Source organism: Martelella mangrovi, assembly GCF_040545495.1.
GTDB lineage: Bacteria > Pseudomonadota > Alphaproteobacteria > Rhizobiales > Rhizobiaceae > Martelella > Martelella mangrovi.
In genome coordinates, this window is record NZ_JBEPLY010000004.1 from 212,282 (window position 1) to 237,356 (window position 25,075).

Here is a 25,075-nt window from a genome sequence, read left to right on the forward strand (position 1 = left end):
CGACCCGCATATTTCCTTCCTCTTTTGACCCGCCATATACAGCGAGCCGGCACGGCTCGACAAAGCCGGACACGAAAATGCCATATTCCGGCTAGCATCGCCAAAACCTCGTCGCAAATCAATCCCTGTCAGGCCGTACAGGTACGCCCTAAGCGGCCTGCACGGGCTGATATATGTCTGAAGCGACTGAGGAACAGGGGATGCCCGCCCCTCAAACAATGGTGAAAAGCGGTGGGAAACAGCCGGAAATTGCAATTTGCAAGGTACTGACAACATGAACAAAAAAGCCTCGCCGCTTAAATGGCGAGGCTTTTTTGTTCATGGGTGCGGACGCTAACGAACGCCCGAAACAGGTTTTACGCTTCTTCGAGTTGCGGCAGGATCTGCAGCTCATACAGGCGGCGATAGGGGCCGTCGTGGTTGAGCAGTTCACGCTGCGGCCCCTGCTCGAGGATCGCGCCGTTTTCAAGAACGACAATGTTGTCGGCCGAGGTGATGGTTGCCAGACGGTGCGCAATCACGATTGTCGTGCGATCCTTGGTCAGCCGCGCCAGCGCATCCTGAACCAGAGATTCCGCATAGGAATCGAGTGCGCTCGTGGCTTCATCAAGGATCAGGATGTCGGCATTGCGCAGCATGGCACGTGCAATCGCCAGGCGCTGCTTCTGACCGCCTGACAGGTTGCCGCCGTTCTCACCGACAAGGGAGTCATAGCCCTCATTCATGTTCAAGATGAAGTCATGCGCATGGGCCGCCTTCGCCGCCTCGACGATTTCCTCATCCGTTGCCCCCTGCCGTCCGAGCCGAAGATTTTCGCGCACGGTTCCGTTGAACAGGAACGTATCCTGTCCGACATAAGACATGTGCGCACGCAGGGATTCGAACGACACCTCCCTGAGATCAAGACCGTTCACGGTGATCACGCCTTCATCGGGATCGAACATGCGCATGACGAGGTTGATGATGGTCGACTTGCCACCGCCCGAAGCGCCCACCAAAGCCGTGGTCTTGCCCGACGGAAATGCGAGGTTGAGATTTTTGAACAGCGGTTTTGACGGATCGTAGGAGAAACCCACATTATCGAACACGATCTCGCCGCCACCCGGGGGGATCGGTTTCGGGTTTTCCGCTTCCGTCAGAAGGATCGGGTGATCCTTGATCTCGTACATCATCCGGACGCCGACCATGGCGGTTTCCAGATTGACGCGCATGCGGGCAAGCCGTTTGGCCGGTTCATACGCCAGAAGCAACGCCGTGATGAACGACATCAGCTCGCCGGGCGTCTGGCTGCCGCCGACGACCCAGAAACCGCTGAGCGCAATGACGCCGGCAATGGCCAGACCGGAAAGCGTTTCCATGATCGGGCTGGTCGCGGCCGAAAGACGGGCAATGCTGTTGGCGCGATGCTCCACCTGTGTAACCTGTCTGTCCATGCGCGCGCGCATATGGTCTTCCAGGCCGAATGCCTTGATGATACGCACACCGGTCGACGCTTCCTGAACACTTTCGATGATTTTCGTAAAAGCGGTCAGTTCCTGACGCATGATCTCACGAACTTTTTTCGTCAGATAGCGAACGCCGGCAAAAGCGAGCGGACCAATGATGAAGGCCACGAGAGACAGAATCGGTTGCTGAATGAACATCACGACCACCAGCCCGATCAGCGAGAACAGGTCGCGCACCGCCGACGTCAGGATCAGATCCATCGCCGTGCGCGCCGCCTGAGCGTTATTCGTCAGGCGCATGACCAGATCGGAAGACGGGAAGCGGATGAAGAAATTCAGATCCTGCTGAAGGATGCGGCCGAAAATGCTGCTCTGCGTCTTGGCGATGATATTGTTGCCGGCCTTGCTCAGGATCACGATCTGAAAATAGGTGGCGATCCCCTTGACGATGAAAATCGAGGCAACCGCACCTGCCAGCATGAACATGCGGTTCATGTTCTGGGAGACCACGGTTTCGTTGACAATGTCCTTCATGATCCAGGCACTGAGCGAGGTCATGCCCGCCACGATCAGCATGGCGACCGTGGCCAGCGCATACCAGGGGGCCTGATCACGCAGGTTTTCAGACAGAAGACGAAACAGCAGGCTGCGATTGGCTCTGGGAAGGAACCGCGCCGCCAGCGCATCGAGCAAACCGGTCAGTGGCTTGGGTAGCTGCATGGGGATCCGCATTTCCATATAGACTTCGTGGCCTCCGTTTTGCGCAGGGATGGTCTTTTTCTCATCCCTGATCGGCCTCGGCGCGTGAGGAATAGGGCAAACAGCCCGCAAGAGCAAGCCTTCGTTTGAGGCTACTCCTGCGCCCTGTTCACGGCCAAAATATGCTGTTTCCCGTCTCAGCCCCGAAGATAGCTGACAATCGGTGTGCCGTCATCCGGCAGGTGCGAGCGCCGCTTGCGTGTGACGGTGATCACCTTCGGCTCGCCGGGCAAAAGCGTGAAGCAGTTGTCGGAATAGATATCGTCATCGCCGTGGCCATAGGTCACGTAGAGCGCGGGGCGATCGCTCGTCAACGTGACGCGACGTTCGCCATTATCGGCTGTCTCCGCCGCCGTCTCGATTTGAGGCGGGGCAAAGCGATAGGCCTTCGGCCGTTTCGGCAGATATTCGTTCTCGCCAAGCACATTGCCGGACTGATCGCGCCAATCGAAGACCAGAAAGGCGCTTTCTTCCAGGGTTTCCGGCCGGATGCGCGCCACTTCGACAACACCGGCAGCCTTCGCCGCCACCGGATAATCGCCGAGCTCGGCGACCTTGCCGGATGTCGCATCGACGCTGCGCAGCCGGACCGTGACCGGCGTATCATCGGTCTTGTCGGAAACGGCCAGCAGCGTGATCGCGCCGGTATCGGGGTCCGGCTGGGCGGTCACCATCAGATCGGCAAAAAAACGGCGGGCGAGATACTGCGTGGTCTTCCAGCCACCGCCATATTCAAGGCTCGACCAGCTTGCCACCGGCCAGGTGTCGTTCAACTGCCAGAACAGCGTGCCCATGGTGCGCGGCCTGTTGGCCCGCCAGAATTCGATTGCCGTCTTCATGGCCAGCCCCTGCCCGAGCTGGCTGAGGTAAACCATATCCTCGAAACTGTCGGGAAAGCGGAAATAGCGGGCAATGGTTTCGACAATCCGGCTATTGCCACCCTCATTGCGCTGATGAACATCCAGAACGGCGGAGGAGACATTCCGGTCTTCCTCATCGGTGAAGCTCCTGATCACCCGCATGGACGGGAAGGACTGGAAACCGAATTCCGAGCAGAAGCGCGGCCTGACGGTGCGGTAGTGCTCGAAATCCTTCGCCGAGTGCCAGACATCCCAGAAATGCATGTCGCCGGACGTGTCCACATGCCAGCCGTCGCCGAAATCGAGACGACCGACGGAGGGCGATGAGGGACGGAACGGCAGACCGACATCCTCATCCTCCACCGCTTCTTCCAGCGCATGGTTCAACCGATCATAGATCGCCAGATAACGGTCGCGGTTCTCAAGGCTCTCCTTGTACCAGGTCAGGGCGCCGACCAGTTCGTTGTCGCCGCACCACAATGCCATTGCCGCAAAACGCGAAAGCCTGCGCAATTGCTGGCGCGCTTCCTTGCGCACCAGATCGAGCCAGTGCCGCTCATGAGCGGGGTAAAGATTGCAGGCGAACATAAAATCGTGCCAGATCATCAGGCCGAGTTCGTCGCACAGTTCATAGAACCAGTCGGCTTCATACTGCCCGCCGCCCCAGATGCGGATCATGTTCATATTGGCGTCGACAGCCGACTGCAGAAGGTCGCGCACCTGTTCGGGTGTAGCGCGTTCGGGCAGCGCGTCGCCGGGGATCCAGTTGGCGCCCTTCATGAAGATCTCGCGGTCGTTGACCTTGAACGCAAAGCGGTTGCCGATCTCGTCTTCGTCGGTCAGCAACGCGACATCTCTAAGGCCAATGCGGAAATCCCGTGTCTGGCCGCCAAGCGAAACGGACAGGTCATAAAATGCCTGCTCGCCATGACCGGCCGGCCACCACAGGCGCGGGCTTTCCACCCGGGCCGTCACGGTCACACGATTTTCACCGGGAAAGGCATGAAGCGTCGCAGTTGCCCGGTGGCCATCGATTTCCACGATGGCGTCTTCGACCGCCGGCGCGAAGGCAAAGGCGTGGAGCGTCACATCCAGTTCCACGGCGCCATCTTCGTGACGCTGACGGATGGCCACATCATCGAGACGGATCGATCCGGTGCGCACAAGCGCGATATCGCCGTAAAAACCGAGCGGGCACAGCGCGATCCCCCAGTCCCAGCCGCCATGGCACTGCGTCTTGCGCAGGAAATTCAGGTGACCGATGCGGCTATTGGTCGAAAACGGCATCGGGAAATCGGAGATTTCCGCCCTTTTTGCAGCTTCCAGGGAATTGGACAGGAATGTCACTTCGATGAGGTTTTCGCCTTCGCGCAAAAAGCCGGTGATGTCGAAGTCATAGCGCAGGAACTGGCTCTCGCAGTGCCCGACCGGTTTGCCGTTGATACGCACTTCGGCGAGGCAATCGACGCTTTCGAAACGCAACGTGAAGTGCCCGTTGTCCATGCTTTCCAGATTGAACGACCGTTTTGCGGTCCAGACCGAACGGTGCACCCAGTCCGTCAGGGTTTCATTGTCACGCCAGTAGGGATCTTCGATCTTGCCTGCGGCAAGCAGGGCGGAATGAACATCGCCCGGAACGTTCAGTTCGACTGCGACGTCTGCGTCGTCGCACGTCGCCGTCCAGCCGTCGTTGAGAATGATCGTTTCTGCGACATTTGCCATGATGTTCCGTCTTCCCTGTTGCTCTCGGTCGCCCCACGCGGAGAATTGCGCACAAACCGACCGTCTTCCCGCTCGCCTTTTAGCCTTTTTCAGGCATCGTGCGAAACGCCTAACCGGCAATATGCGTGAACTTTTCGCCAGAGTTTTGCGCAATCGGCGACCGACCACAGAGACCAAAGTCCCAAAAGACACTCGTAATGACATAACGAATTAATTATATAAATATATCTTTATATCAATTGACAATCGATACCGGTCGGATAACACTGCATCCGCTCTGGTTCGCTGTGATGGGTTGATGCCCATCCCCGCGCCAAGAGGGAATCCGGTGCGCTGTGCGACATCATTGTCAGCGGCAATTCCGGAGCTGCCCCCGCAACTGTAAGCGGAGAGTGCCTTTCCACATCGTCACTGGGCAACCGGGAAGACGGAAAGGCGCGCCGACCCGCAAGCCAGGAGACCTGCCAGAGCCTTGTAACTGTCCACGGGCGGGGTGTCCCGGTGGTGCTGCGAAACCGGCGTGGGAGGTCACTCCCGCGGTGTTTTCTCATGCTTTCCGCCAACCCATGCCCCCAACTTTGTCTGGGGTATGAAATGCCAAATACGAAACCTGCCGTCGCAAGCCTCGGCTTTCCGCGCATCGGCGCACGACGTGAACTGAAATTCGCGCTGGAATCCTGCTGGTCCGGCAAATCCGGCGCTGCCGAACTTCTCGATACGGCCGAACATCTGCGCCGCAAGAACTGGCGCCTGCAACAAGAAAAAGGGATCGATGTGATCCCGTCGAATGATTTCTCGCTCTACGACCATGTGCTCGACACCGCGGTCATGGTCGGCGCAATTCCGCAGGAATATGGCTGGACCGGCGGTGACGTCTCGCTTGAAACCTATTTTGCCATGGCGCGCGGCGCACAGACGAGCGCTGACGATGCCGGTTGCGGCCATGCCGGACACGGGCGCGACGTGCGCGCGCTGGAAATGACCAAGTGGTTTGACACCAACTACCACTATCTCGTGCCCGAACTGACGGAATATCAGACCTTTGCACTGTCCTCGACCAAGCCGGTCGATCACTACCTTGAAGCCAGGGCGCTGGGCATCGAAACGCGTCCGGTCATTCTCGGCCCCGTCACCTTCCTGAAACTCGCCAAGGCGCGGGGATCCGATTTCGAACCGGTCACGCTGCTGCCGCGTCTTCTGCCGGTCTATACCGAGCTGCTCATCAGGCTCCATGAAGCAGGCGCAGAATGGGTGCAGATCGACGAACCCGCGTTGGTGCTCGACCTGACGGACGATGAACGTGCAGCTTTCGAAAACGCCTATGACGTCCTCACCAAGGCCGTACCGGCGCTGAAGCTCATGCTCGCCAGCTATTTCGGCGACCTCGGCGACAATGCGCAGACGGCACTGAACCTGCCCGTTGCCGGTCTGCATTTCGATCTCAAACGCGCGCCTGATGCGCTGGATGGCATTCTCGCAAAGGCCGCGCCCGAACAGGTGCTTTCGCTTGGCGTCATCGACGGACGCAACATCTGGCGGGCAGACCTTCCCGCACTTCTCGAGCGGCTGCGTCCGGTGATCGAGGCGCGCGGCGCGGACAAGGTTCAGATCGCACCGTCCTGCTCGCTTCTCCATGTGCCGATCGATGTCGCGCTGGAAACCGAACTCGATCCGGAACTGAAAAGCTGGCTGTCCTTCGCGGTCCAGAAGCTCGAAGAGCTTTCCGCCCTGGCCCGCGGGCTTGGCGGCGAAGCGATTGACGAGGCGCTTGCGGCTGCCGGCAACGCCCTTGCCGCGCGCAGCCGTTCGCCGCGCGTCCACAATGATGCGGTTGCCGCCCGGCTTGCCGCCGTCAGCGAAAACGACCGCAAGCGCAAAAGCCGCTTTTCCGACCGCATTGCCCTTCAGCGCATGAAGCTTGGATTGCCGCTGTTTCCGACGACGACAATCGGTTCCTTCCCGCAGACCAGCGAAGTCCGCAAATCCCGCGCAGCCTTCAATCGCGGCGATCTCGACCGGGCGGCCTATGACGGCTTTCTTCAGACCGAGACGGAAAAGGCGATCCGCTTTCAGGAAGACATCGGCCTCGACGTGCTGGTTCATGGCGAATTCGAGCGCAATGACATGGTCCAGTATTTCGGCGAAAAACTCTCCGGCTTCGCCTTCACCAAGCATGGCTGGGTGCAGAGCTACGGCTCACGCTATGTCCGCCCGCCGGTGATCTTCGGCGACGTTTCCCGGCCCGCGCCGATGACGGTCGACTGGTGGCGGTTTGCGCAGTCGAAGACCGAAAAACCGGTCAAGGGCATGCTGACCGGTCCGGTCACCATCCTCAACTGGTCGTTCGTGCGCGACGATATCCCCCGTTCGCAGACCTGCGCCCAGATCGCGCTTGCCATCCGTGACGAGGTTGTCGATCTGGAAACCGCAGGCGCTGCCATTATCCAGATTGACGAAGCCGCCCTGCGCGAAGGCCTGCCGCTGCGCAAATCGGAGTGGAAGACCTATCTCGACTGGGCAATCGACGCCTTCAGGCTTTCGTCCTCGGGGGTTGCGGATGAAACCCAGATCCACACCCATATGTGCTATTCGGAGTTCAACGACATCATCGATGCGATTGCAGCGATGGATACGGATGTGATTTCCATCGAGACCTCGCGCTCGAAGATGGAACTGCTCGATGTCTTCACCGCCTTCGACTATCCAAGCGAAATCGGGCCCGGTGTTTATGACATCCACTCGCCCCGCATTCCAGCAACAGGCGAGATGACCGAGCTGCTGTCGCTCGCCCGCAAGCGGCTTGATGACCGCCAGATCTGGATCAACCCCGATTGCGGCCTGAAGACGCGCGGCTGGGCCGAGGTCAAACCGGCGCTGGTCAATATGGTCGAAGCCGCAAAAGCCCTGCGCGGCTGAACGGCCTTGCAAAACGCCCCGGCCCTTTTGGGGCCGGCGGCACGCTCGCGTTTGAGGAGGGCGCGCTCGCGCAAAATTGATGGGTGGCAGGATGGCGCCGTCCCCTATACTAAGCCGGATCAGAATCAAGGAGACCGGCATGACGGACCGCCGCACCATTTTGAAAGGCATGCTTGCAGGCTCGGGCCTTGCGCTGTTTCCGATCGGCGCATATGCCCATGAGCCCTCGCCGGAAAACGTGTTTTCCGATCCGAATGCCCCCGTCCTCGGCAATCCGGACGGCGATGTCACCGTTGTCGAATATTTCGATTTCCAGTGCACCTATTGCAAGCGCGATTATCCGATGGTGCGCGATGTCGTCGCCAAGGATGGCAATGTCAAACTGGTGATGAAGGACTGGCCGATTTTCGGCGACGTTTCCGTTTATGCCGCGCAGGCCGTTCAGGGCGCTGCCGCCCTTGGTGAATACGAAACCGCGCTCGATACGCTGATGGCGGCAAAAGGCGCGCGCCTGACCCATGAACGGGTCGAAACGCTGCTGACCGACGCGGGCCTCGATTTCGATGCCATTGCCGCGGCGGTGAAGGACAACGAGAAGAAAATTTCCGACCTGCTCGACCGCAATTATCATCAGGCCGAGGCCTTCCAGTTCAACGGCACGCCGTCCTATGTGATCGGCCGGACGGTTTATCCGGGCATTCTCGACAGGATCATGCTGGAATCGGCCATCGCCCAGGCACGGTCGGCGGGCTGAACGCAGCAAAACTGCCTTGAAACGACGTTTTCAAGAAATCTCTGGACCGCATTTCACACTGCCGTTAGCTTCGGGCACAGGCGGATTCTTCGGCATGAACAGGCCGATCCGCACGCCACATTGACCAGTATGAAAGCCCATCATGAACAAGCTGACACGCTTTTCCGTTTCTCCTCTTTCCGACATGACCCGGCAGCTTGCCGATGTCGCTTCCGGCCGCAGCGATCCGGATCTCGTCATCACCGGCGCGCGGGTGCTTTCAACCTATTCGGAACGCATGCTGGATGACCGGGAACTGTGGATTTCGGGCGGGCGCATCGCCGCGGTGAAACATGCCGGCGCCCATCGCGGCAAGGCGGCAGAGGTTTATGATGCCAAAGGCGGCATTGTCGCGCCCGGCCTTGTCGACCCGCATCTTCATATCGAATCAAGCATGGTGACGGCCTGCGCCTATGCCGAGGCGGCGCTTTTGAACGGCACCACGACGATCTTCTGCGACAGCCACGAGATCGGCAATGTCATGGATGTGGCCGGCGTGGAGGCGATGCTGGAAGATGCCCGCCAGGCGCCGCTGTCGATCTTCCTGACCGTGCCGAGCACGGTCCCGGCCACCAGCGCGGAAATGGAAACGGCCGGCGGCGATCTGACGCCGGACAAGATCGCAAAGATCTTCGACAAATGGCCGGAAGCCGTCGCCCTTGGCGAAAAGATGGACTTCGTGCCCGTGGCCATGAGCGACGAACGCTCGCATGCGATCATCGCCGAATCGCTGAAGCGCGGCCGCCCCGTTTCAGGCCATGTCTACGGCCGCGAATTCGTTGCCGCCTATGCGGCAGCCGGCGTGACCGATACCCATGAGGCCATCGACCGGGAGATCGCCAATGATCTTCTGGAAGCCGGTGTGTGGATTTTCCTGCGTGGCGGACCGCCGACAACGCCCTGGCATTCGCTGCCGGAGGCGATCAAGGCCGTGACCGAACTCGGCGCCTCGCACAAGCGCGTGGCGGTGTGCACTGACGACCGCGACGCCGACGATCTGCTGATGTTCGGCCAGGACTGGGTGACGCGCCAGGCCGTCAAGGCCGGGATGAAACCGGAACAGGCGTGGTCGATGGGCTCGCTCCACGGCGCGACGCGCTTCGGCATGGGTGATGAGATCGGCGGGCTTGGCGGCGGCAGGCGCGCCGACATCGTGCTGCTCGACGACACGCTGAAACCCGTCAACACCTGGTATGGCGGCGAGCTTGTGGTGGAAGACGAGAAGGTGACATCGCTGCTCGACGAGACGCTTTCCGAGCGCTACCGCTATCCCGACGCCGCCTACCACACGGTGAAGCTGCCGAAGGAAATCAAGCTCACGCCGGATCTTCCAACCGAGCGGGTCCTCGCCCATTGCATCCGCACCGAACTGCCGGGCATCACGCTGATCCATGACACGGTTGAACTGGAACATGCCAATGACTGGCAGCAGCATTTCGACCGGCACAATCTCTGCTTCGTCTCGGTGATCGAGCGCCACGGCAAGTCCGACGGCAATGTCGCCCATGGCCTGCTCTCCGATTTCTCGCTGAAACGCGGCGCGGTTGCCTCCTCCGTCGGCCATGACAGCCACAACATCATCATCGCCGGCACCAATGAGGCCGATATGCAGGTGGCGCTCAGGGCCATCGAGGAAAGCCAGGGCGGCGTCTGCGTGGTCGATGAAGGCAAGGTCCGCGCCATGGTCGAACTGCCGATTGCCGGGCTTCTGTCCGACAAGCGCATCGACGATGTCGCCGACGCCGTGCGCGTGCTGAAGCTCGAATGGGAAGAAGCCGGCTGCTCCATCCCCTATATGGGCTTCAACCTCATCCCGCTCTCCGTCATCCCCGAGATCCGCATCACCGACAAGGGACTGGTTCTGGTGCCGGAGATGAAGGTGATCGACCTGTTCGAGAAGGTTTGAACGGGCGGGGGCTTCGGTCAGATCATTTCCGCCGAAGGCCCCGTTACCTCCCCTTCCGCCAGGATTTTCTTTTTGGCTTTTTGGGTTTTCGCTTTCAGGCTTCCCCGGCCCATCCTACTGGCGTCATCCTCGGGCTTGACCCGAGGATCCAATCATTGTAGCGGGAAGCGATGGCGGACTTTTAGTAAGACATTGCAAGGACTTAACGATAGCCGCAGACGCCAGTCGTAGGACCAGGTGCTCGGATCCTAGGGTCAAGCCCGAGGATGACACGGAGAAGGAGGAAACCGCCTTGCGTCACATCCGCGCGTCATTCCAATAGCCCTCCAGAACGCTCCGAACCAACACCTAAATTTTCCCCTTGCCCGTCCTTGACCACTTTATTACTAACTGGTAGGTAATAAGCAAGTTGATGGGAGGAATTTTATGTCTGATACCAATCGTATCGGGATCATCATGCATGGCGTCACCGGTCGCATGGGGATGAACCAGCATTTGATCCGTTCGGTTCTGGCCATTCGTGATCAGGGCGGGCTTCGCCTGAAGGACGGCTCGAAGGTGATACCGGATCCGATCATTGTCGGCCGTAATGCCGCAAAGATCGAGGAACTGGCGAAGCGCCATGGCGTCGCGCGTTATACGACCGATCTCGATGTCGCCCTTGCCGATCCCTACAACATCATTTTCTTTGATGCCGCTTCGACCAAGCTGCGGCCGACGCTGCTGAAAAAGGCGATTGATGCGGGCAAGCATGTCTATTCCGAAAAGCCGGTTTCCGAAGGTCTTGAGGAAGCGGTCGCGATTGCCCGCTATGCCAAGGAAAAGGGCGTCAAGAACGGTATCGTCCATGACAAGCTCGACCTGCCCGGCCTCGTCAAGCTGAAGCGCCTGCGCGACAACGGCTTTTTCGGCAAGATCCTCTCGGTCAAGGGTGAGTTCGGCTACTGGGTGTTCACCGGCGAGGACCAGCCGGCGCAGCGGCCGAGCTGGAACTACCGCGCAGCCGATGGCGGCGGCATGGTGTCGGACATGCTGTGCCACTGGCGTTATGTGCTCGACAATGTGGTGGCGCCGGTCAAATCCGTGTCCTGCACCACCGCAACCCACATCCCGACGCGCTATGACGAAGAGGGCGAAGAATATCAGGCAACCGCCGATGACGCCGCCTATGCCACCTTCCAGCTCGAGGGCGATATCGTCGCCCATATCAATTCAAGCTGGTGCACCCGCGTGCGCCGCGACGATCTGGTGACCTTCCAGATCGACGGCACCCATGGCTCCGCCGTTGCCGGCCTGCACAAATGCTACAGCCAGCACCGCGCCAATACGCCGAAGCCGGTCTGGAACCCGGACGAACCGCAGAAACTCGATTTCTTCGATGACTGGCAGGAAGTGCCGGACAACACCGTGTTCGACAACGGCTTCAAGGTGCAGTGGGAGCAGTTCCTGCGTCACGTTCTGGAAGACGGGCCGTGGGCCTACACCCTGACCGAGGGCGCCAAGGGCGTGCAGCTTGCCGAGGCCGGCTACCAAAGTGCGCGCGAACGCCGCTGGGTTGATCTCGAAGACCTGGGGATCTGATCATGACCGCCATCAAGCTTCCGACCGCGTCCGGCGGGATCGAGACCTTCAGCTTTTCCGGCGCGCCCGTTGCTGGCGACAAGGGAGACTGGAACCGCAAGGTGTTTGCCGCCGCCCATGTGGTTGTCGATCCGCTTGCCGACAACAATCCCTGGTCCGATTGCAATGTCGACTGGGAAAAAACGCTCGCCTTCCGTCAGCATCTCTGGTCGCTCGGTTTCGGCGTGGCAGAAGCCATGGACACCGCCCAGCGCGGCATGGGCATGGACTGGCCGACCTCGCTGGAACTGATCCAGCGCTCGGTGAAAGACGCAAAGGCCGGCGGCCACTCGATCGCCTGCGGCGCGGGCACCGATCATCTCGATCCGGCCGATGCCAGGACCGTCGATGACGTGATCGCGGCCTATGAAATGCAGTGCGAAGCGGTGGAAGCAACCGGCGGGCAGGTCATCCTGATGGCCTCTCGCGCGCTGTGCGAGGTGGCGAAAAGCGCCGACGATTATGCCCGTGTCTACGGCCGCATTCTCTCCGGCCTGAAACAACCGGCCGTGCTGCACTGGCTCGGCGAGATGTTCGATCCGGCGCTCGAAGGCTACTGGGCCAGCACCGACCATATGGCGGCGATGGAGACCTGCCTGAAGGTGATCGAGGATAATGCCGACAAGGTCGACGGCATCAAGATTTCGCTGCTTTCGGCAGAAAAGGAAATCGCCATGCGCCGCCGCCTGCCGGCAGGTGTCAAAATGTATACCGGCGATGACTTCAACTATCCCGAACTGATTGCCGGCGACGATCAGGGCTACAGCCATGCGCTGCTCGGTATTTTCGATCCGATTGCGCCGGTGGCCGCCACCGGGCTTGCCGCCCTTGCAAAGGACGATATGCAGCGCTGGGGCGCGGTGATGGAACCGACCGTGCCGCTGTCGCGCCATATCTTCAAGGCGCCGACGCGCTATTACAAGACCGGCGTGGTGTTCCTCGCCTATCTGATGGGTCATCAGGATCATTTCACCATGCTTGGCGGCCAGCAGAGCGCCCGTTCCGCACAGCATCTCGCTGACGTGGTCCGCCTTGCCGACAAGGCCGGGCTGATTGCCGATGCAGACATGGCCGCAACTCGCACGGCGCGGGTGATGGCAACTTACGGCGTCGGAGTGTGAGCCCATGGATACGATTACCCCCGAACGGCTTTCGCTGAACACCGCCACCACACGGCCGCAATGGACGCTGGACAAGGCGATTGACGGCGCGGCCCGTCACGGCTTCGGCGGCGTTTCGCCCTGGCGCGACCAGTTGCAGGCGCTCGGCGCGGAAAAGGCCGCACGCCAGATCCGCGAGGCGGGCCTTGCTGTTTCCGGCCTTTGCCGCGGCGGCTGGTACACGGCCGAAGGCGCGCTGACGAACGCCGTTATCGACGACAACCGCAAGGCCGTGGATGAGGCGGCCACCATCGGCGCGGCTTGCCTGGTCATGGTCGTCGGCGGGCTTTCGCCCAGAAGCCGCGACCTTGCCGGTGCCCGCGCCATGATCGAGGACGGCCTTGCAAACACGCTCGACTATGCCCGCAGCGTCGGCGTGAAAATCGCCATCGAGCCGCTCCACCCCATGTATGCCGCCGACCGCGCGGCGGTGAACACCATGGCCCAGGCGCTCGATATCTGCGACCGGCTCGGCGACGGCATCGGCGTTGCCGCCGACGTCTATCACATCTGGTGGGACCCGGCGGTGAAGGACCAGATCGCGCGCGCGGGCAACGACCGGCTGATGGCTTTTCATCTGTGCGACTGGCTGGTGCCGACGGCAGATATGCTGAACGACCGCGGCATGATGGGTGACGGCGTGATAGACATCCCGGACCTGCGCCAGGCCGTCGAGGCGCAAGGTTTTTCGGGCCTCAATGAAGTGGAGATATTTTCCGCAGAGAACTGGTGGAAGCGCGATCCGGACGAGGTGATGGAGATGATCATCGCGCGGGCCGCCAGTTCCTGCTGACAGAAGACATGCCTGACCGCGCAGGCAGGTGGCAGCACGCCGCAAACCGGGAAAGAGGAGTCCCGGGCGGCTGACCAGCCAGGAAACCAGCGCATTCGCCGCGCCGGCGACAAACCCGGCGCGTTCAACCGACCATCCGGTCGTCAAGGGAGGAGACTATGAATACCAACGTTTTGAAGCTGGCCGTTTCCGCGGCCGCATTCGCCGTCGTTGCGGCAGGCAGCGCCGGCGCCGAGACCTGGCAGCCCGACCGCCCCATCAACATCATCGTGCCGTGGTCGGCCGGCGGCTCGACCGATCAGGTCACCCGCGTCGTCGCGCCGATCCTTGAAGAAGCGCTCGGCACCGAAGTCGTCGTCGTCAACCAGCCGGGCGCGTCCGGTTCGATCGGCACCAAGGCCGCACTCGACGCTCCGCGCGACGGCTACACCTGGACGGCAAACGCGATTGCCAACAACGCCACCTATGCCGTTTCCGGCCTGCTCGACAGTTCGAATATCGATGATTATCGGATTTATCTTCATGTCGCCAATGCGCCGCTGATCTCCGTCAACGCCAATGCCCCCTACGAGGATTTCGGTGCATTGCTGGATGCCATGAAGACCGGTGATGTGACCGTCAGCACGGCAGGCGTGACCTCTTCCGGCGGCACGGCCTATTCGACCATCAAGGATGCGTTGGATGGCGAAATGACGGCCCGCATGGTCGCCTATGACGGCGGCAATCCGGCGGTTATCGCGGCCGCATCCGGCGAGGTCGACATGACCACCCAGCTGGCGGTGGAACAGACGGAAATGATCAAGGCCGGACGCCTGCGTCCGCTGGCGGTTCTCTCCGACACCGCGCTTGAAATCGAAGGTCTTGATCCGATCCCGCCGATTACCGAATGGCTCGATATTGACGTCGCGCCCGACTATTTCGGCGTCTTCATCCCGGCAGGTGCACCGCAGGAAGTCTATGACACGGTCGACGCCGTCTGGGCCGACAAGGTGATGAATGCGGATGCGCTGAAACACTATGCCAACCAGCGTGGCGCGATGTTTGCACCCAGCTATGGCGACGAGGCCCGCGCCCGTGCCGTGCCGGTGGCGACCATGGAAGCCTGCGCGATGAAGGAACGCGGCGAAGCCGTCATGGACCCGTCCGAAGTCGGCCTGACCTGCAAATAATCGCAGTATGCGAACACCCTGCCCCGCCTCTTTTTCAAACAGGAGCCGGGGCGGGATGACATGCAGACCCATTTCGCGCGGGAACGCAAACTGCGCTTCTGCCCAAACATTCTCAATTCATTGAGGGGCGCGCCCCATGCTGAAGATCAAAACAGTCGATCTCGCCGTTTCGACCATTCTGCTGGCCGTTGGCATCGCCGAATTTATCGGCGGCTTCACAATGGACCGGCTGGAAGTGCGCCAGATCCATCCGGCCAGCATTCCGGGTCTCCTGCCCATGGTGCTGGGCCTTGCCATTGCGATTGTCGCTGCCCTGCAGCTCATCGGGCTTTATCGCCGGGGTGACGCCGAGATCGAAGGGGTTGCCGGCGGTCTGGTCACCGTCAAGGAACTGGCACGCCTCGCACTGCTGATCGCAATCTGCGCATTTTACGCATTGTTTCTGGTCGGGCGCGTGCATTTCTGGGTGGCAAGCAGCCTGTTCATTACCGGTTTCATGCTGATTTTCGAGCTTTCACTGCGCATGACGAAGCGAAAACTCGCGATCACCATCACCCGCGCCGTCGTGATTGCCGTTGTCTTCGGTGGCGCTGTTTCATTCCTCTTTGAAGACCTGTTTCTGGTGCGCCTGCCATGACCTCAGTTATCGACGCGCTGCTCTCCGCTTTTGCAAACCTTTCAACGCCGATGATGCTGTTCAATGTCGTCTGGGCGACGCTGCTCGGCATTTTCGTCGGCGCGCTTCCCGGACTGACGGCGACGATGGGCGTTGCCCTTCTGACCACGCTGACCTATTCGCTCGATCGCGATGCGGCCATTCTGGTGCTGATCTGCATGTATGTCGGCGCGATCTACGGCGGCTCGCGCAGCGCCATCCTGCTCAATATTCCCGGAACGCCGGCAAGTGCGGCCACCGCGCTCGACGGTTTTCCGCTGGTGCGCAAGGGCAAGGGCAGCCTTGCCATGGCGATTGCCACGCTCGGATCCATGCTCGGCACGCTGGTCGGCATCATCATGCTGATTGCAATTGCGCCGCCGCTGGCCGAAGCGGCTTTTGGCTTCGGCTCCTATGAATTCTTCTGGCTGGCGCTGTTCGGCATCATCATCTCCGGTCAGCTGACCCATTCCGGCGAACCGTTGAAGGGCTATATGGCCGGTCTCATCGGCCTTTCGGTCGCCATGATCGGTTCGGAAGGCATTCATTCCTATGTCCGCTTCAATTTCGACATTCAGCAGCTGAATGGCGGGATCGACCTCATACCGGCGATGGTTGGCGCGTTCGGTTTTGCCGAAGTGCTGTTCGCCATGACCCTGCCGGAAGCGCAAATGGTCGAGAAAAAATCGGTGCGCGCACCTCTCAGGGAACTTGGCACAAGCGTCTGGCGCTACAAGCGCACGGTCCTTGAGAGCGGCGTGATCGGCACGCTGGTCGGCATCATTCCCGGCGTCGGCGAGGATATCGGCGCCTGGGGCTCCTATGCCGCCGCCAAGCGCCACTCGAAAGAGCGCGATGAATTCGGCAAGGGCAGTCAGGAAGGCCTGATCGCTGCAGAGACGGGCAATTCCGCGGTCGTGCCCGGCTCGCTGATCCCGACGCTGACGCTTGGTGTCCCCGGCTCCGCATCGGCCGCCGTCCTGATTGCCGCACTTTTCCTGCATGGCGTGCGGCCCGGCCCGATGATCATGTTCGATCAGCCGGAGATGATCTACACCATCGCCGTGATGCTGATCTTCGCGACGCTTGCCATGGGCATATTCGGCATGGCGCTGACGCCCGTTTTCGTTCGCGTGCTGAAGGTACCGCGCACCATACTGATGCCGATGGTGTTCTGCCTCTGCGTCATCGGCCCCTATGCACTGACCCAGCGGATATTCGATATCTGGGTCATGTTCGCCTTCGGTGTCGGCGGTTATATCCTCCGCCGCCTCAACTACCCGATGGCGCCGCTGGTGCTCGGCATCATTCTCGGCGCCCTTCTCGACAAGAGCCTGCGCCGTGGCCTGATCCTTTCGAACGGAGACTTCACAGCCTTTTTCACCCGCCCCGTTTCCGCCGGTTTCGCAATTCTGATTGCATTGATTATCCTGTTCTCCATCCCGCCTGTCCGCCGTCTGTTCCAGTTCAAACGGCGCAACGGCGATGCTAACAAGGTTGAGCAAGGCACAGAGTAAGGAGACGGCGCGTGGCAAGAGGCGGCAAAACGGCGGCAACGAAAACAAGACGCGGCGTTCGCGATGCGGAAGCCTCGCGCGCAGCCATCTTGCAGGCCGCCCTCGATGAATTTTCCTCCGTCGGCTATGACGGCGCCCGCGTCGACCGCATTGCCGCCGAGGCAGGCCTGTCGAAACCGATGCTCTATGGTTATTTCGGCGACAAGGACGAACTCTACAAAGCGGCGCTGCGCGAAGCCTATGTGCAGATCCGCGCCGGTGAGGAACAGCTGCATCTCGAGGAGCTGACGCCGGAAGAGGCCATCGGGGCGCTGGTCATGTTCACCATGACCCATTTCCGCACCCGGCCCTGGTTCATCACCATGCTCAACACCGAAAACCTGCGTCACGGCTCCTCCGTCAGCGCCATCGGCGACCGTCGCGAAATCCAGTCGAAGCTTCTGGTCAAGCTGTCCGACGTGCTCGAACGCGGTCGAAAAGACGGTGTCTTTGTGCGCCAGGCGAAGCCGCTGGACGTCTACATGTTGATTGCCTCGCTCTGCTATTTTCCGGTTTCCAACCGTTTCACACTGGCGGAAGTCTTCGGCTTTGACGGCAGCGAAGAAAACCTCAACGCCCATGCGCATCGCGCGACCGAAGCCGTGATCTGCTGGCTGAAGCAGAAAGGCGAGGCAACGTGACAACACATTTTCAGGCCTCGGGGAGATGCCAATGAGCGAAACGCCGCGTTTCAAGATCGATGCCATATCCTTTGCCACACGCCCGGTCAGTTTTCGCCTGCCCTTCCACTTCGGCAATACCGTGGTGACCCATACGGATCAGGGCTTCGTGTCGCTGGCAATCACCGTCAACAGCCACCGCGCGGAGGGGCGCTCCGCCCAGCTTCTGGTGCCGCGCTGGTTCGACAAGCGCACGACGCGCAGCAATGACCAGACAGTCGCCGACCTGCGTCTTTCGATGGAACTGGCCTGCAAGGCGGCCGAGACGATCGACGGCGAAACGCTCGCAGGCGCGACCGCGCGGTTGCGCGCTGCCGTGGAAGCCGCCATGCCCGATGGCACGCCGCGCCTTGCCGCCCATTTCGGCCCTGCCCTTGTCGAAATGGCGCTGATCGACGCGCTCTGTCTTGCCACCGGGCTCAATTTTGCCCAGGCCGCGCGACAGGACATCTTCGGCGTTGCCACCATGGAGGCGCCGGATATCACGGCGCAGGCAATCACGGCTGCGCTTTCCGCCATTACCCCGCTGCCGGCAATCGCGCCGCGCCAGACCGTTGGTTTCGATGCGCCGCTGACAGAGTCCGAGATCGGGGATGACACCCCGGATGACGGCCTCCCGGTCAGTCTCGAAGCGATCATCCGCACAACCGGTATCCGCGCTTTCAAGATCAAGCTGAAGGGCGATCCGCAGTCCGACATCGACAGGCTTTCGGCAATCGCCCGGCTGATCGGCGGCATGGACGACCTGCGGGTAACGCTCGACGCCAACGAGCAATATACGCCCGACCGGTTCGCCACCTTCATCGACCTGTTGCTGGCCGATGATGCGCTCGGTTCCTTCCGGCAAACTATCGCGTTCATCGAGCAGCCGTTTGCGCGCGAAACCGCGCTGACGCTCGACATCACCCGCGAGCTTGGCCGTTTTCCACTGATCATCGACGAGAGCGACGATCATGACGGCGCCTTTGCGACCGCGCTGCAACGCGGCTGGTCGGGCACCTCGATCAAGAGCTGCAAGGGCGTTCTGCGTGCCCTGCTCAACTATGCCCGCGTACAGACCGGACGCGCGCAAGGCAAACGGCTATTCATCTCGGCCGAAGATCTGACCTGCCAGCCCGGTCTCTGCTGGCAGCAGGATACACTCGTGGCGGCCACGCTCGGCTGCAGGGATGTCGAGCGCAACGGCCACCATTTCGGCGGCGGCCTGCAGGGCTATGACGATCTCGAAAAGGCCCGGCTTCTGGCCGGGCATCCGGATATCTACCTGAAAGTGAACGGCCATATCGGCCTGCGCATTGAGGACGGCACCATTGCCATCGGTTCGCTGTTTCACCCTGGTTTCGGCCGATAACACCGATTCTGCTCATTATTAAGGCGCTGGTCTGAAGCCTTGCGTTTTTTGCATAGGGGCATTGCTTTTGCCCTACTGCCTCACCGCGAAGCGTAAGCGTATATACAGATCATCGAAAGCGAACACGAAGCCTCAAGCCAACAAGGAGACCGGAAATGAGCATGACCCGTTCGTTCAACAACTGGCTCAAATACCGCGAAACGGTTACCGAGCTTGGCCGTATGAGCAACCGCGAACTGCACGACCTCGGCATCAACCGCGAAGACATTCGCCGCGTTGCCCGCAAGGCCTCGTTCTAAGGAATTCCCCGGCTCGCAACCGAGCCGAGACAAAGTTGTCGGAGCTGCGCCCTCCTCCTCCCAGCGCACTTCGATTTCGACCGGCGATCCTCCTCCTCCCAATCGCTGGTCACTATGATGACGCCCACCGGATCCTCCTCCCCCGGTGGGCGTTTTCTTTTGTCCGAGCGAAGACACCGGGCAGCGCTCCCGCAAGCCCTGCGGAATTGCATCACGACAATCCGCGCGAAACGCCCTTGATGATCCGGCTACCTGCCGGATGTCGCCTGAATGAACTCGACCTCGCGATCCGGCCGGACGATGGCGGCGGTCAGACGGTCCGTTGCGTAGGCGCCTGTGTCGATGGAGACGACGCCGTTGGCCATCTGCGGGACCGGCACGACGGTGTGACCATGCACGATCCACAGACCATCCCGGCGCGGCAACTGCCCGAAAGCCTGGTGCCCCCAGGTGAGGTTGCGTCTGGGCTGCTCATCGAGCGGCTTGCGCGGATCGGCGCCGGCATGCACGACCGAAAGATTGCCGCTCGACCAGATCAGCGGCAAATTCCGCAGCCATTCCAGCTGCGCCGTACCAAGACTTTCAACGACCGCATCCCTGAGGCGCTGCAGATCATGCTTGCCATAGGCCTCGCCGGTGGTGCCCGGACCGAAACTCGCTACGGTCTGCAGCCCGCCATAGCGCAGCCAGCGCTCGCCTTTTTCCGTCGGGTCGTCCAGAAAACCGAGAAACATCTCCTCGTGATTGCCCGCAAGACAGACGATATCGCCAACGTCCCGCTGTCGTTCGAACAGCATGTTGAGCACTTTAGCTGAATTTTCGCCGCGATCAACATAGTCGCCGACATGAACAACAGGCATGCCCGGCGCCTGCCGTTCGAGCTTTTCCCAGAGGCGCGCAAGATTTTCGGCACAGCCATGCACATCCCCGATCGCGACAAAGGCTTCCTCCGGCTTCGGCAGGCCGCCGCGAAAAGCCGGTGGCGGCTCCGGGCGAGGCTGGGGCGCGGGCGAAGAAAACAGACGACGGAGTGACTTCATCGGCAATGCGAACCTCTGTTGAAACAAACAGCCGGACAATCGCTCCGGCCCTCACAAGATTAGGGCCCGTCAGGGGGCAGTTCAACACATCTTCGACATCCGCACAAAAAACGAAAGATCGCCCGTAAGGGACGACCTCAGAGTGCTGACAAAGCTCGCCCCACGTTCTTTCGTCATACCGGCCTTGAGCCGGTATCCAGGGCCGCTTGCTGTACGCTTCCAGAAAGAGTCTTTGCGCGCAAGGACTTGCGCTTACTGGATACCGGCTCAAGGCCGGTATGACGGTGGAGGATAGGCAAAGCTGTGATTGCTTGCAGGGCTTTGTCAACGAACTGCGGCCGCCCGCAAGGGACGGCCTTCAATTCAGACACAGCGGAACAGCCTATTCCGGCTGGCCGTAATAGGCCGTCGCGCCGTGCTTGCGCAGAAAATGCTTGTCGAGCAGTTCCTGCTCGATTGCCTGCAGGCCCGGATTGATCTGGATCGACATCAGCGCCATTTCGGCAATGCATTCCACCGCCACGGCGACCTCGACGGACTTGGCCACCGATTTGCCCCAGGTGAACGGCGCATGGCGGTTAACGAGAACGCCCGGAAAATCGAGCGGGTTCAGGCCCTTGAACCGTTCGAGGATGACATTGCCGGTTTCCCATTCATAGGCAGACGCGATTTCCTCCGGCGTCATCTTCCGCGTCACCGGGATTTCACCGTAGAAATAATCGGCGTGGGTGGTGCCGAAATTGGGGATCGCCCTGCCCGCCTGGGCAAAGGCGGTCGCCTTGGTGGAATGGGTGTGGACCACGCCGCCGATGCCTTCAAAGGCCATCAGCAGGCAGCGATGCGTCGGCGTGTCGGAGGAGGGCCTCATATTGCCCTCCACGATTTCCCCGTCGAAATCGACGATCACCATGTTTTCCGGCGACAGCTCGTCATAATCGACGCCGGATGGTTTGATGGCGAAGACGCCCTTGTCGCGGTCGACGGCGCTGGCATTGCCGAAGGTCAGGTTGATCAGCCCGTGTCTTGGAAGCGCGATATTGGCCTCATAGGCCTCGCGCCGGATTTCGGTATACATCTGATGCCCTTTCTCAAGCCTTGATGCCGAGACCGAGATGCCAGTAGATCTCGTTGTTCCTGAGATCCTGCCGGAAACGGTCGAGCTTCGTATCCTCGTTGATCACGGCCAGTTCGATCCCGGCCATGGTGGCGAAATCGTCCAGCATTTCCGTCGTCACGTCGTTGCTGTAGGCGGTGTGATGCGCGCCGCCGGCAAGGATCCACGCCGAAAGCGCGGTCTTGAAGTCCGGCTTGCATTCCCACACGGCGCGCGCAACCGGCAGGTTGGGCAGGTCCGGATGGGAAACCGACGTCACCTCGTTGACCAGCAGGCGGAACCGGTTGCCCATATCCATCAGCGAGGCATTGAGCGCCGGGCCGAGCTTCGCGTTGAAGACCATGCGCACCGGATCGGCCTTGCCGCCAATGCCGAGCGGGTGGATTTCGACCTTCGGCGTGCCATCGGCAATCGACGGGCAGACTTCCAGCATATGCGAACCCAGCACCTGCTCGTGGCCCGGCGCCATATGATAGGTGTAGTCCTCCATGAACGAGGTCGCGCCGCTGAGGCCATGGCCCATCACCTTCAGCGCGCGCACCAGCGCCACCGTCTTCCAGTCGCCCTCGCCGGCAAAGCCGTAACCGGCCGCCATCATCCGCTGGGCGGCCATGCCCGGCAGCGTTTCCATGCCGTGCAGGTCCTCGAACGTATCGGTAAAGCCCTTGAAACCGCCGGCTTCCATGAAGGCCTTGAGGCCGAGTTCCTGGCGGGCGGTGTTCAGCAGCGCATCATGGCGTTCGCCACCCTTTTTCAGCACATCGACGACGTCATACTGGTTCTCGTATTCGGCGGCGAGTGCGGCAACGTCATCGTCGTCAAGCGTGTTCATCACATCGACGAGGTCCATGATGCCATAGCCGTTGACGGCAAAGCCGAGCTTCATTTCGGCGGCGACCTTGTCGCCCTCGGTCACCGCAACCTCGCGCATATTGTCGCCGAAGCGGCAGAACCGGCCGCCCTGCCAGTCGTCCCAGGCGCGCGCGGCGCGCATCCAGGCATCGATCCGCGCGTGAACCTCCGGGTCCGACCAGTGGCCGGAAACCACCTTGCGGCCAAGCCGCATGCGGGTGTGGATGAAGCCTGCCTCACGGTCGCCATGGGCCGACTGGTTGAGGTTCATGTAATCCATATCGATCGTGTCCCACGGCAGTTCGCGGGCATATTGCGTATGGAAATGCAGGAACGGCTTGTTGAGCATGGAAAGCCCGCGGATCCACATTTTCGAGGGCGAGAATGTGTGCATCCACAGGATCAGACCGCCGCATTCCGGATCGGAATTGGCGCGCACGGCAAGCTCGGCGGCTTCCGCCGGGCTTTTGACAACAGGCTGCGGCACGATTTCGAGCGACAGATTGCCATCCTTGGAAAGCGCTGCGGCAATGGCGTTGAACTGCGCGTCGACTTCCGCCAGCGCTTCAGGTCCGTAAAGGTGCTGCGAGCCGCACACGAACCAGATCTTGAGGGGCTTCAGGCCGATCATGTTATTTCTTCCTTCTGCAAAAAACGTATGAGGCGGGCGCTTCAGCCCCGCACCTTTTCCCTGATGTCGATCAGATCCTTCATCACCTTCGACAGGTCACTGTCGCGGGTAATGCCGCCGAAACCGTCGTGGAGCGTCAGGTAGAGCCCGTAAAGCTCTTCATAGATCGCGACGTTTTCAGGGATGGGATCGTAGCGGATGTCCTTCAGACCGGTCATCGCGCGCGTCGTCTCGCCGATGGTCTCGTGCGATCCGCCGACGGCAGCGGCAGCCACAGCCGCCCCCAGCGCGCAGGTCTGGGCCGAACGGGTCACCAGCATGGTGCGGTTCATCACGTCGGCATAGATCTGCATCAGCATCGGGTTCTTTTCGGCAATGCCGCCGGCGCAGACGACCTTGTCGATCGGCACGCCGAAATCCGTCATCCGCTCGACAATCGCGCGCGCGCCAAAGGCCGTCGCCTCGACCAGGGCGCGGTAGATTTCCGCACGGGTCGAATAGAGCGTCTGGCCGATGATCAGACCCGTCAGCCGCTGGTCGACGAGAATGGTGCGGTTGCCGTTGTTCCAGTCGAGCGCCAGAAGGCCGCTCTGGCCGGGCTTCATCGCCGTTGCTTCCTCGGTCAGTTCACGGTGCAGGTCCGGCCCGCCCTGGCAGACCCGCTCGACCCACCATTTGAAGATGTCGCCGACGGCGGATTGCCCGGCCTCGATCCCGAAAAAGCCCGGCAGGATCGACCCTTCGACAATGCCGCAAACGCCGGGAATGGTGTCGGACTTCGACAGATCGACAATGGCGCAGTCGCAGGTCGAGGTGCCGATAACCTTGACCAGCATGCCTTCCTCGATGCCGCAGCCGATCGAGCCCAGATGGTTGTCGAATGCGCCGGTGGCAATGGCGATGCCCTCGGGAAGGCCGAGCTTTTCCGCCCATTCGGGGCAAAGCGTGCCGGCCGGTACGGAAATATCCTGCGCCGTATCATAAAGCCGGTCGCGCAGATCGGCGATGGCGGGATCGAGCTTGCCGAGGAACTCCTTGTCCGGCAGGCCGCCCCATTTGGGGTTGTAAAGCCCCTTGTGGCCGGCAGCGCAGACGCCGCGCTTGACGTCGGCCGGCGCCTTGACGCCGGCAAGCACGGAAGGAATCCAGTCGGCAAGCTCCACCCAGGATGCCGCCGCATCAAAAACGGAACGATCGACATTGAGGCAGTGCCAGATCTTCGACCACCACCATTCCGACGAATAGGTATCGCCGACCATGGCGAGATATTCCGGCCGCTCGTCCTTGCCGAGCGCCGTGATCTTTTCCGCTTCGCGCCAGCTCGTGTGGTCCTTCCACAGCCAGCAATAGGCGTTGAGATTGTCGGTAAAGCGCGGGTCCATCGACAGCGCGCCATTGTTCTCATCAACCGGCAACGGGCTGGAACCGGTCGAATCCACGCCGATGCCGATCACCTTTTGCGGATCGAAGGCCTTGTGCTTCGACGCTTCGGCGAGCGCCCCGCGCACGCTTTCCTCCAGCCCCTTCAGATAGTCCGCCGGGCTTTGACGCGCGAGCAACGGGTCGGAGGGGTCAAGCAGCACACCCTGGTCGCCGCTTGGATAATTGTAGACATGGGTGCCGTATTCAAAACCGTCGTCGCACCCGACGACGAGCGCGCGAACCGAATTGGTTCCATAGTCGATTCCGATGGAGAACATGGTTGCCTCTTTTTTATTGTCTCGCCTCGCTCCCGGCACGGCTGTCTGACCCGC

18 protein-coding genes and 1 riboswitch are annotated in these 25,075 nt (G+C 60.9%); of the genes, 12 read left to right on the forward strand and 6 right to left on the reverse strand.

Features of this window, described 5'->3' with window-relative positions:
* Window positions 1–356: 356 nt before the first annotated feature.
* Window positions 357–2,165 carry an ABC transporter ATP-binding protein gene (locus tag ABID12_RS07875; RefSeq protein WP_354433749.1) on the reverse strand — a complete coding sequence of 603 codons (1,809 nt, stop codon included), beginning with the start codon at window positions 2,163–2,165 and terminating at the stop codon, window positions 357–359.
* Window positions 2,166–2,341: 176 nt separating this feature from the next.
* The gene (locus ABID12_RS07880; RefSeq protein WP_354433750.1) at window positions 2,342–4,786 is read right to left on the reverse strand and encodes a beta-mannosidase; all 2,445 of its coding nucleotides are present in this window, start codon (window positions 4,784–4,786) and stop codon (window positions 2,342–2,344) included.
* Window positions 4,787–5,047: 261 nt separating this feature from the next.
* Window positions 5,048–5,269, forward strand: a riboswitch (cobalamin riboswitch).
* A 111-nt stretch (window positions 5,270–5,380) separates the two neighbouring features.
* Here ABID12_RS07880 and metE point away from each other — a divergent pair.
* The 12 genes from metE (at window position 5,381) to ABID12_RS07940 (ending at window position 19,684) form a co-directional block, all read left to right on the forward strand.
* Window positions 5,381–7,702 carry a 5-methyltetrahydropteroyltriglutamate--homocysteine S-methyltransferase gene (gene metE, locus ABID12_RS07885; RefSeq protein WP_354433751.1) on the forward strand — a complete coding sequence of 774 codons (2,322 nt, stop codon included), beginning with the start codon at window positions 5,381–5,383 and terminating at the stop codon, window positions 7,700–7,702.
* Between the two features lie 139 nt (window positions 7,703–7,841).
* Window positions 7,842–8,456, forward strand: coding sequence for a DsbA family protein (locus ABID12_RS07890; RefSeq protein WP_354433752.1), 615 nt, complete (start codon window positions 7,842–7,844; stop codon window positions 8,454–8,456).
* 142 nt (window positions 8,457–8,598) lie between these two features.
* Complete coding sequence (locus ABID12_RS07895) at window positions 8,599–10,401, forward strand: adenine deaminase (protein ID WP_354433753.1); 1,803 nt, start codon at window positions 8,599–8,601, stop codon at window positions 10,399–10,401.
* 426 nt (window positions 10,402–10,827) lie between these two features.
* Window positions 10,828–11,982, forward strand: coding sequence for a Gfo/Idh/MocA family protein (locus tag ABID12_RS07900; RefSeq protein ID WP_354433754.1), 1,155 nt, complete (start codon window positions 10,828–10,830; stop codon window positions 11,980–11,982).
* Window positions 11,983–11,984: 2 nt separating this feature from the next.
* Complete coding sequence (locus tag ABID12_RS07905) at window positions 11,985–13,142, forward strand: dihydrodipicolinate synthase family protein (protein WP_354433755.1); 1,158 nt, start codon at window positions 11,985–11,987, stop codon at window positions 13,140–13,142.
* 4 nt (window positions 13,143–13,146) lie between these two features.
* Complete coding sequence (locus tag ABID12_RS07910) at window positions 13,147–13,974, forward strand: sugar phosphate isomerase/epimerase family protein (protein WP_354433756.1); 828 nt, start codon at window positions 13,147–13,149, stop codon at window positions 13,972–13,974.
* Between the two features lie 158 nt (window positions 13,975–14,132).
* On the forward strand, window positions 14,133–15,143 hold the full coding sequence (locus tag ABID12_RS07915; protein ID WP_354433757.1) for a tripartite tricarboxylate transporter substrate binding protein: 1,011 nt from the start codon (window positions 14,133–14,135) through the stop codon (window positions 15,141–15,143).
* A gap of 136 nt (window positions 15,144–15,279) precedes the next feature.
* Window positions 15,280–15,780, forward strand: coding sequence for a tripartite tricarboxylate transporter TctB family protein (locus tag ABID12_RS07920; RefSeq protein WP_354433758.1), 501 nt, complete (start codon window positions 15,280–15,282; stop codon window positions 15,778–15,780).
* A complete protein-coding gene (locus ABID12_RS07925) occupies window positions 15,777–17,315 on the forward strand; it encodes a tripartite tricarboxylate transporter permease (RefSeq protein WP_354433759.1) in 1,539 nt (512 codons plus the stop codon). The genes ABID12_RS07920 and ABID12_RS07925 overlap by 4 nt, the downstream gene beginning before the upstream one ends.
* An 11-nt stretch (window positions 17,316–17,326) precedes the next feature.
* Window positions 17,327–17,995, forward strand: a complete 669-nt coding sequence (locus ABID12_RS07930) for a TetR/AcrR family transcriptional regulator (protein WP_354433760.1) — start codon at window positions 17,327–17,329, stop codon at window positions 17,993–17,995.
* A gap of 31 nt (window positions 17,996–18,026) precedes the next feature.
* On the forward strand, window positions 18,027–19,385 hold the full coding sequence (locus tag ABID12_RS07935) for an enolase C-terminal domain-like protein (RefSeq protein ID WP_354433761.1): 1,359 nt from the start codon (window positions 18,027–18,029) through the stop codon (window positions 19,383–19,385).
* 155 nt (window positions 19,386–19,540) lie between these two features.
* Window positions 19,541–19,684, forward strand: a complete 144-nt coding sequence (locus ABID12_RS07940) for a DUF1127 domain-containing protein (RefSeq protein ID WP_319518702.1) — start codon at window positions 19,541–19,543, stop codon at window positions 19,682–19,684.
* Between the two features lie 248 nt (window positions 19,685–19,932).
* Here ABID12_RS07940 and ABID12_RS07945 read toward each other — a convergent pair whose 3' ends face one another.
* The 4 genes from ABID12_RS07945 to ABID12_RS07960 form a co-directional block, all read right to left on the reverse strand.
* Window positions 19,933–20,724 carry a metallophosphoesterase family protein gene (locus ABID12_RS07945; RefSeq protein WP_354433762.1) on the reverse strand — a complete coding sequence of 264 codons (792 nt, stop codon included), beginning with the start codon at window positions 20,722–20,724 and terminating at the stop codon, window positions 19,933–19,935.
* Window positions 20,725–21,106: 382 nt separating this feature from the next.
* The gene (locus tag ABID12_RS07950; RefSeq protein WP_354433763.1) at window positions 21,107–21,799 is read right to left on the reverse strand and encodes an L-ribulose-5-phosphate 4-epimerase; all 693 of its coding nucleotides are present in this window, start codon (window positions 21,797–21,799) and stop codon (window positions 21,107–21,109) included.
* A gap of 13 nt (window positions 21,800–21,812) precedes the next feature.
* Entirely contained in the window at window positions 21,813–23,321 is a 1,509-nt protein-coding gene (gene araA / locus ABID12_RS07955; protein WP_354433764.1) for an L-arabinose isomerase, read from the reverse strand.
* A 41-nt stretch (window positions 23,322–23,362) separates the two neighbouring features.
* Window positions 23,363–25,021, reverse strand: coding sequence for a ribulokinase (locus ABID12_RS07960; RefSeq protein WP_354433765.1), 1,659 nt, complete (start codon window positions 25,019–25,021; stop codon window positions 23,363–23,365).
* Between the last annotated feature and the right edge of the window lie 54 nt (window positions 25,022–25,075).